This window comes from Microbulbifer rhizosphaerae (assembly GCF_014191725.1).
GTDB lineage: Bacteria > Pseudomonadota > Gammaproteobacteria > Pseudomonadales > Cellvibrionaceae > Microbulbifer > Microbulbifer rhizosphaerae.
In genome coordinates, this window is the sequence record NZ_JACHWZ010000049.1 from 1 (window position 1) to 6066 (window position 6066).

Sequence of the window (6066 nt, forward strand, 5' to 3'; positions counted from 1 at the left end):
GTGAGATCCAGGACCTTATCTGAAAGACACGTTTGAGACTGCAAATCTCGGTATTTTTGCAGGATAACGTGCTTTTTTTATGCAACTACAGGGTTTAGTCAGCACACTTTCCGTAGATCCACCTTGGAACTTAGGGACGGGTGCTTCCCAAGCTACTTTTGGGATCGCGGCCTTTGGTTTGGTTTTGGCGGTCAAGAAAATTGAAAATTCTTGGAAGTTTTATAGCGTCTTGCTTTTTTCTCTAACTCCTGCACTTACGCTAGATTTCATTTATGCAGGCTACCCTAAGCCTGGCCATGTAACTGGATTCGTCGTAGGTGTGTTACTCGGCCTGGCATATTTGAAATTCAAGCAGCCCGGGGAGCTCATGGCCGGTCGGCTCCGATCCAGCTAACGAGGCGCTGTAAAGGAGCATTAGTGCCTGAGCGCATATATCCATAGACGCATAAGGATGCAGTATGAAAGACGCAATTACTGGTGGTTGTGTTTGCGGTGAAGTTCTGTTTTCTATTGAAGACGATTTTGAAAATTTCTATTTTTGCCACTGTGAGCAGTGCAGGAAAATGACAGGTTCGGCTCATGCCAGCAACCTATTCACTCGCCCTGACAATATCAAATGGGAAAAAGGGTTCGATTCGGTAAAGCGTTATGATCACCCGACCAGAACCTTTTCCCAAGCTTTCTGTACTCATTGCGGTTCAGCTTTACCTTATGTGTCAAAAAGTGGTAAAGCTCTAGTTGTGCCAGCGGGAAGCCTGGATGAAGAGCCAAAGAAGGCGCTGGACGCGCAGATTTTCTGCAGCGAGGAAACTGAATGGCATAAGGTTGGTCTGTCTTCGCCTAAGCATTCAGGATTCCCAGAATGATCCTGTCACTAATGAATAAGGATAGCCTAAGAAGCGTCTGAACAAACCCATTTGTCACTCCGGCAACTCACCAGAGCAGCGCGCTTTACCCTGGAACCCAGAGAAATCACCTTGCTCTAGATTCCGGCTTTCGCCGGAATGATGATGTTCAGGGGGCCTGGGAACACCGAGTTTTTTCCGAGCCCCTAAAGCTAAAGACCGGCGACCCGCATTTCCAGGGTGTAGACGGAATCCATGGCGGTGATAAACAGTGTCCTGCGCTGTTCGCCGCCGAAGGTGACATTGGCGGTCCAGTCTTCGGGCACCGAGATGTGTTCCACCTGTTGGCCCTCGCTGTCGAACACGGTAACGCCCTTGCCGGTTAAATACAGATTGCCCTGCGCATCCAGGGTCATGCCATCGGAGCCCATTTCGGTGAACAGTCTTTTGTCGGACAGGCGCCCGTCTTCCGCCACCGAGTAGACGTAAGTTTTGTTCGCGCCTATATCGGCCACGTACAGTTTCCCTCCGTCGGCGCTGCCGATAATCCCGTTGGGTTTTACCAGATCGCCGGCGACGCGGACGACTTGCTTTCGGTCCGGTGGGAGATAGTAGATGGCTTCGGCTTCGATCTCCTTTTCGCTTCTGTCCCAGTAGTCGCGCAGATAAAACGGATCGGTAAAGTAGATGCCGCCGTCGGGAGCGACCCAGAGGTCGTTGGGGCCGTTTAGCCGCCGCCCGTCGAAATTGTCCAGCAGTACGCTGACCTCCCCGCCCGGGTCGATGCTCCACAGCTGCCCCTTGTCATCGGCGCAGGCCAGCAGCTTGCCGTCACCATCGAAATACAGGCCGTTTGCGCGGCCGGCGTCGTCCATAAACAGGGAGAGTTTTCCGTCGACGCCGTACTTCCAGATTTTGTTGTTCGGCTGATCGGTGAAAAACACATTGCCCTCGCTGTCCGTGGCGGGGCCTTCGGTAAACGCGAAGTCGTCCGACACCAGGGTGAGCTGAGCTCCCTCGGCTATGACCGGGCCCGCCGCGGCGGTTCCCTGCGCGAGCAAAAACAGGCCGGCAAGCAGCGTTCCAATTTTATTGCACATCGTTTTCTTCCATTTCTGTAATATTTTCATCGACCGGAGCAATCATCGGCAGCGACACACACAACCGGTATCTGCGCCCCGCCTCCACCGCTTCGATCAGAGGCTCACGCAGGGGCACACCGTCCAGCTCAACGCGCAGCTTTTCCACATCGGCCGCGCGAATAAAACTTACCTCGAAGACGGCACCACGAAAGTGGCGTTCCACCCGCGCCCGCTGCCAGTGCGACGGCAATTGTGGCGCTATGCGCAGGCCCAACCGCTCCCCCTTCAATCCAAACAGCTGCTCCAGCATGCAGCGGTACACCCAGGCGGCGGTTCCGGTATTGAACAGCTGGCTTGAGCGGCCCGCGTGCTCCGGGTACTGGTGCCAGGCGCCGCGGTAGTAATTGGGCACGAATACCGGCAACTGGCCGCGCCGCAGGAGGTCCTCCGGATCGGGGCCGGGAATCATTTTCCGCAGCAAACCCCAGGCTTTATCTCCTTCGCCGACGCCATAGAGGCTGTGGATATAAAAAATCGCCGCGTGATTGTACACGGAACCGTTTTCCGCGCTGCCCGGGTGCTTCTGGGTGAGCCGGCCCACATCCTCGCGCATGGCGGTGTAGGCGGGCGCGAGCATCACCGGGCCGAAGGGGGTTTCCAGTTGCTGCTCCACGGCGCGCAGCATGCGCGCGCGCTGTCCGGCGTCCGCGGCGCCGGAGAGCAGCGCCCAGCTCTGCGGGTTGAGATAGATGCGCCCCTCGCGATCGTCGCGCACACCGAAGGCGACACCCTCGTCGGTGATACCGCGCGCGAACCAGTCGCCGTCCCACAGGTGGCGGTTTATCGCGCGATTGATTTCCTCCGCCGTGGAGAGGTATCTCTCTGCGAGTGCGTCTTCATTCCGCTGCACACAGATATGCGCCCAGAGTTTCAGTCCGTAAGCCGCGGCCAGGGACAGCCACCCGGAGACACCTTTTCCCCGATAGCCGGCCATATTCATCGGGTCGCACCAGTCGCCCTGGTTGATGTAACTGAGGCCCCGCTCGTCCCGCGCCACCGCCAGGTGTTCCACAGCCCGGCTGACGCACTCGAAAACGCTGCGACCGCCCTGCCCGGGCACGGGTTCGTCGAGCAGAGCGTAATCACCGCTCTCGTCCAGGTAGGCATCGAGGCAAACCGGCAGCCACACGCAGTGGTCCGTGTGCGGCACCTGGTTGATATATTTCAGCTCCGCTTTGGCATCGAGCAGTATCCCGTCCGGCATGGCCCCGTCCGGCTTCTGCTGGGCCAGCGCGTGTAAAAACGCCGCGCGCGCGGTCTGCGGGCGGATATAGGCCATGCCCATATGGTCCTGCAGGTAGTTGCGGGTCTGCGGGTCGGTGGTCAGGCGGTTCACGTCGCCGTGATAAAAAACCTGGCGCGGCAGCCAGTGGTTGACGAAATGATTCAGCTCCCTGTCCGGTGTATCGATGTGGAGACAGCCGCGCCCCTGCTCCAGGTAGCGCCGGTAACCGTCCGCGGCCGCGGCAAATCCGTCGGCGGAGAGATACCGCTCGCGCAGCGCAAGGATTTCCCCTTCGTCGCGGGCGGGGCCGAAGAGGAAGCGCAGGGTGCGGCGCTCTCCCGGCTGCAATTGAAGACGGTATTGCAGCACTGCCGCCGGCATCTGATAGCGCGCGTCCCCGCAGCCGAGTAGCGGCTTTTGAACAGCATCCGGATTGTGCAGGCCGCCCTCGCCCTCGAAAACCGGTTGGCACGTCTCCCAGGCATCGGTAGGCGTTTCGTGCAGGAAAAAGGTCTTGTCCTTGAAATCGCGGTTTTTGAAATAATCCTCGACCTTCTGGTAGGGCGTCACGCTGGAACAGACGATGCCGCCGAGGTCGGCCCGGTATTCGGCGGACTGGTTCATCCAGCTCATATAGCCGACAGGAAAATAGGGGTAGACGGAAACAACCCGCGTCTCCGCGGAGGTGTTGGCAATTTCGCACTGCCACAGCTCCACCACCTCATCCACCGGCAGGCTGAGCCCCATGGAGGCGCGCAGGCCGTGCTTTTGCACTTCCCAGGTAATTTCTTCCGGCGCCGCGGTAAAGCAGAAGCTGTCGGGTGCCGCGCGCACCGGCTCGTGGGGAGCGGAGAAAAGCGCTCCGCTCTGCTCGTCCTTGATATACAGAAAGCGGCCGGGGTGGTGGGCGTAATACGGCTGCTCCGGCTGCATAAAAGTGGTGGCTTCTATGTTGGGCCCGCGGGCGTAGCTGGCCGGTTCCGGCTGCATAAACCGCGCCACCGCAAAGCCGCGGCAGTTGGCCTGGATCATCATGCGCCGGTTCCACAGGAAGGCGCCGGCGGCGGGCATGGCGGTGGGGCTGTGCAGCTGGCAACGGCTGCCGTTCCCGGCGCTGCTCACGAGATCCGGCGGGTTTTCCATATTACTCACAATATCTCCGATAGAACTGCTCCCCATAGGGAACCTGCAATGATTTAGAGGAACCACCGGGGTGAGTAGTTACCTCGGATGTCCGGTTCTACTCACGCGCAAGTTCCCTCTCCCGGATTTGGGCCTGGATTTTTTCCAGCCTCGCGTTGTTCAGGGGATAGAAGCTCACCAACAGCGCGGCCAGCAGGGCGAAGACGCCGGGGACCACCGTCTGCAGCAGGGCGATGCCGGTTTGCGAGGCTTGCGCCTGCACCTCATTGGCCACATAGCCGAAGGCCGCCAGGGTCCACAGCATTAGTGCCGAACCCAGGGCGCCGCCCAGTTTCTGCGCGCAGGTGGCGGCGGAAAAGGTCATGGCGGTGGCGCGCCGACCGGTGCGCCATTCGTTGTAGTCGGCGCTGTCCGCGTACATGGACCAGGCCAGGGGCGATTTCGGCCCCAGGGCCAGGCTGATCAGAATATTCAGGGTGAACATCATCCAGATGGCGTCTTTCGGCACGAAATAAAAAGCCGCGGATAGAGTGCCGACAATCGCCATCAGAATCACCAGCAGGCGCGTCTTGTCCACATAGCGGGTCAGCAGCGGGGTCAGCGCCGCGCCGGCGGCCAGCGCCAGTGCCTGCGCCGCCAGGTAGTTGGAAATCAGGTCCGGCCGCTCCACGTAGTACTTGAAGTAGTAATAGGAGGAGCCGCCGCGCAGGGTGATGGTGAGCATGATCACCATGGCCAGTGCGATCAGGATCAGCCAGGGGCGGTTGTGCAGCAGGTCCCGCAGGTCGTCCCGCACACGGGTCTTCTGCGCCAGCGGCGGCACAATGCGCTCCCTGGTGGAGAAAAAGGTAACGGCGAATATTGCGCAGGCCATTGCCCCGTAGAGCGCCATGGTCAGCTGCCAGCCCAGTTGCTCGTCCCCCTGCCCCAGCCACTCCACCAGCGGCAGGGTGTATTTGTTGACGAAGGTCATGCCCGCAAAAGCGGCGATAAAGCGGAAACTGATCAGGGTGTTGCGCTCCTGCGGGTGAGCGGTCATCACCCCGGACAGGGAGGAATAGGGGGTGCTCAGCACCGAATAGGCCAACATCATGGCGCTGTAGGTGATATAGGCGTAGACGATCTTGCCGCCGTCGTCGAGATTGGGCGTGGTGAAGGTCAAAATACCGGCGCCGGCCATGGGCAGGGCGCCCAGCAACAACCAGGGTCGGAACTTGCCCCAGCGAGTGCGGGTGCGGTCCGCCAGCGCGCCCACCATCGGGTCGGTGAGCGCATCGACGATTTTCGTCACCAGCAGCATGGTCCCGGCGACCGCGGCGGGCAGCCCGAACACATCCGTATAGAAAACCGCGAGAAAGGAGGCGATGCTGGTCCAGTAGAGGTTGAAACCGAAATCGCCGATGGCGAAGCCGGCTTTTTCGCCCAGGCCCAGGCGGGCGAGGCGGGGATTGTCCGAAACTGCCTGCTCGGGAACCGCGGCCGGTACCGCCGGTGATGATGCCGCCTGTGACATGGCTGACTCCGTCTTTATGGTTGTTATCCGTTTCGCAGGAGATGATAGCGGTACCAATCCTGCAGATAAAGGCGTAGTAGTTCTCCTGCCCAAGGGAATGCTTTGTAGACATCATGGATTGACCTGCCCAGCCTCGACATCGTGGGTTATGTTTGGAGGCTGGAAAGAACCCTAAACACAGAGCCACATCGAGGGGGC

The 6066-nt window shown here is 59.6% G+C and carries 5 protein-coding genes; 2 read left to right on the plus strand and 3 right to left on the minus strand.

Annotated elements, in window-relative coordinates; translation table 11 throughout:
* Window positions 1-79: 79 nt before the first annotated feature.
* Window positions 80-394 (plus strand): rhomboid family intramembrane serine protease, encoded by a 315-nt coding sequence (locus tag FHS09_RS23485; protein ID WP_183464058.1) that lies wholly within the window; start codon window positions 80-82, stop codon window positions 392-394.
* Window positions 395-458: 64 nt separating this feature from the next.
* Window positions 459-866: a GFA family protein gene (locus FHS09_RS22220; protein ID WP_183464060.1), complete on the plus strand. Its 408-nt coding sequence runs from the start codon at window positions 459-461 to the stop codon at window positions 864-866.
* 191 nt (window positions 867-1057) lie between these two features.
* On the opposite strand, the gene FHS09_RS22225 is transcribed toward FHS09_RS22220, so the two are convergent.
* The 3 genes from FHS09_RS22225 to FHS09_RS22235 form a co-directional block, all read right to left on the minus strand.
* Complete coding sequence (locus FHS09_RS22225) at window positions 1058-1945, minus strand: SMP-30/gluconolactonase/LRE family protein (RefSeq protein ID WP_183464061.1); 888 nt, start codon at window positions 1943-1945, stop codon at window positions 1058-1060.
* On the minus strand, window positions 1935-4355 hold the full coding sequence (locus tag FHS09_RS22230) for a GH36-type glycosyl hydrolase domain-containing protein (RefSeq protein ID WP_183464064.1): 2421 nt from the start codon (window positions 4353-4355) through the stop codon (window positions 1935-1937). The genes FHS09_RS22225 and FHS09_RS22230 overlap by 11 nt, the downstream gene beginning before the upstream one ends.
* 97 nt (window positions 4356-4452) lie before the next feature.
* Window positions 4453-5868, minus strand: coding sequence for an MFS transporter (locus FHS09_RS22235; protein ID WP_183464063.1), 1416 nt, complete (start codon window positions 5866-5868; stop codon window positions 4453-4455).
* Window positions 5869-6066: the final 198 nt, after the last annotated feature.

Coding starts and splice junctions, on each gene's coding strand:
- FHS09_RS23485 (WP_183464058.1), top strand. CDS start 80: ATGCAACTACAGGGTTTAGTCAGCACACTTTCCGTAGATCCACCTTGG.
- FHS09_RS22235 (WP_183464063.1), bottom strand. CDS start 5,868: ATGTCACAGGCGGCATCATCACCGGCGGTACCGGCCGCGGTTCCCGAG.
- FHS09_RS22230 (WP_183464064.1), bottom strand. CDS start 4,355: ATGGAAAACCCGCCGGATCTCGTGAGCAGCGCCGGGAACGGCAGCCGT.
- FHS09_RS22225 (WP_183464061.1), bottom strand. CDS start 1,945: ATGTGCAATAAAATTGGAACGCTGCTTGCCGGCCTGTTTTTGCTCGCG.
- FHS09_RS22220 (WP_183464060.1), top strand. CDS start 459: ATGAAAGACGCAATTACTGGTGGTTGTGTTTGCGGTGAAGTTCTGTTT.